This is a genomic window from Brevibacterium sp. HMSC07C04 (assembly GCF_001815905.1).
Taxonomy (GTDB): Bacteria; Actinomycetota; Actinomycetes; order Actinomycetales; family Brevibacteriaceae; genus Brevibacterium.
Window position 1 is genome coordinate 1 of the sequence record NZ_KV823258.1, and the last position, 2,040, is coordinate 2,040.

Consider the following 2,040-nt stretch of genomic DNA (forward strand, 5'->3'; position numbering starts at 1 on the left):
AAAACGCATGAACAGTCGTATCCACACACTCCGGACCCGGAGCGTAGCTTCCATAGGATCCGTGGTTAGCACCGGACACGCTCAGCAGTGAACCGTCAATCATCTCCGCCATCTTCACACCATTGGCATACGGTGTAGCAGGATCATGCGTCGTCGAAATCACCAGAATATTCGGCACCTTCGACAACTTCTGCGGCTTCGGCAACGTGCCCTTGAACTTCCAAAAATCACACACGTCATAGCTGCCTGCCGAAACACTCGCCCGCTGGAACGGCGCAACAGCATCATACGCTTCAACAAACTTACGCGCCCGAGCCAGCTTCGCCTTATCCACCGGCTCATCAGCCCTATTAGAATCCGTACACCGAATATTCGTAAACGCCGCAGCCATGCCACTGTAGTGGTGGTCCTCGTCATAGCCTTCGTATTGATCAGCGAGAGCCATCAGCACGCCGGCAGATTTGCCTTCTTTGAGCTCGTTCAGCGCATAGTTCAGGTCCGGCCAGTTTTCGCTGGAGTACAGCGCCTGGACCACACCAGTACGTCCGTCCATGAACGTCACACGCCGCTTGTCATCGTCCCGCCCAGTAGGCAGGCCCTTGCCACCATCAGCGGTTTCAAGCTTCTGCAGAAGCTTGGCGTTGTTCTCGCTGAGCGCCTTGACATCGTCACTATCACCCAAAGCACACGTGAAAGGCTCCTTGCTGAACGGGGTGCCTCGGAATGTCGACGGCCACAGGTCGCCGTAGGTTTTGCCTTCCCGGCCCACGGCAACACAGTCCTTGGCAAACTCTTCAAAGGTGTCTTGGAACCCCGCACCCTGATTGACATTGTCCTGTTGGTCGGGAGTCAGTCCATCGAGGTCAGCTTTTTCACTGGCTTCGCCCTTAGAGTTTTTGGTCTTATCAGCCTTGCCCGCGCCGGCCTTATCTGATCGAGCAGGTGCCGATTTGAGGTTTTCCAGGTTTGCAAAGCGGTCTGAGCGTTCATTGACTTCTTTCAACGCCTTGATTGCCTCAGCGTCGCCGGGGTCGACAACACCGTCGAAGACCAGTTTGCCCACGTTGTCGCCAAACTTCTGGGCATAGCGGTACCCCAACGATGTTCCATAGGACCAGCCGACGTAGTTCAGCTTCTTATCACCGACAACAGAACGCAGCATGTCCATATCGCCAACAGCATCCCACGTGCCCAGGTGCTTAATCAGGTCTTTCCGGCCTTCAGCATCAAGACCAAACAGCTTCCCGGTGTTGTCAAAACACGCCTGAGCAGTCTTCTTGGTATCAGCGTTGTAGACTTCTTCGGCTTTGTCCCTGCCGTCCTTCCACGGATTCAAAGCACGCGAAGCATCCCGCTCCTTATCCGATTGACACTCCGAAAACGGCATAGACGCACCCACACCACGGGGGTCAAAACCCACCATGTCGAAGTTTTCGGCAAGTTCTCGCTGGGCATTGGCCTGGGCAATGGCCAGCGGCATACCCGCCCCACCGGGACCGCCGGGGTTGAACAGGATAGAGCCCTGCGGCTTTTTGTTCGGCGTGAACTTCGTGCCGTACTTATTGCTCACCGCTTTGCCGGCCTTGACGCGCATAACTCCGATTGCGATGTTGCCCTTGTCTGGGTTTTTCGCATCAATCGGCGCAATCATGTAACCACACTCAGGCGCACGCCCGAGCATGTCGGACAAATCCTCATAGCCAAGGTCCTGACAGTTTTTGGCAGACCAGTCGATCTTCTGACTGTAATACGCCTCTAAACCAGCCGGAACCTTGCCAGCAGACTTACCACCAGGCTTCGGGGCAGGGACCTCATAACGGCCCTCGCCCTTTTTGAAAAGCTTCTTGGCGAGCTTCGGGTAGTACTGATCTGCAGGTTTGCTGTCGTCAGGCTTGTCGCTCTGATCAGGTTCATCAGGGCTATCGCTGTCTGACGAGTTCGGTTCCTCCTCGGGTGCGGAGTCCTCCGGCTGATCGGTTGGTTCATCAGCTTCATCCGTGGGTTCGTGGCTTGGACCAGCACTCGGTGATTCCGGTGCCG

1 protein-coding gene is annotated in these 2,040 nt (G+C 55.9%); it reads right to left on the minus strand.

All coding sequences use genetic code 11. The features are described from left to right. On the minus strand, positions 1 to 2,040 hold a 2,040-nt coding region (locus HMPREF3162_RS05730; protein ID WP_070777177.1), incomplete at both ends, for an alpha/beta fold hydrolase.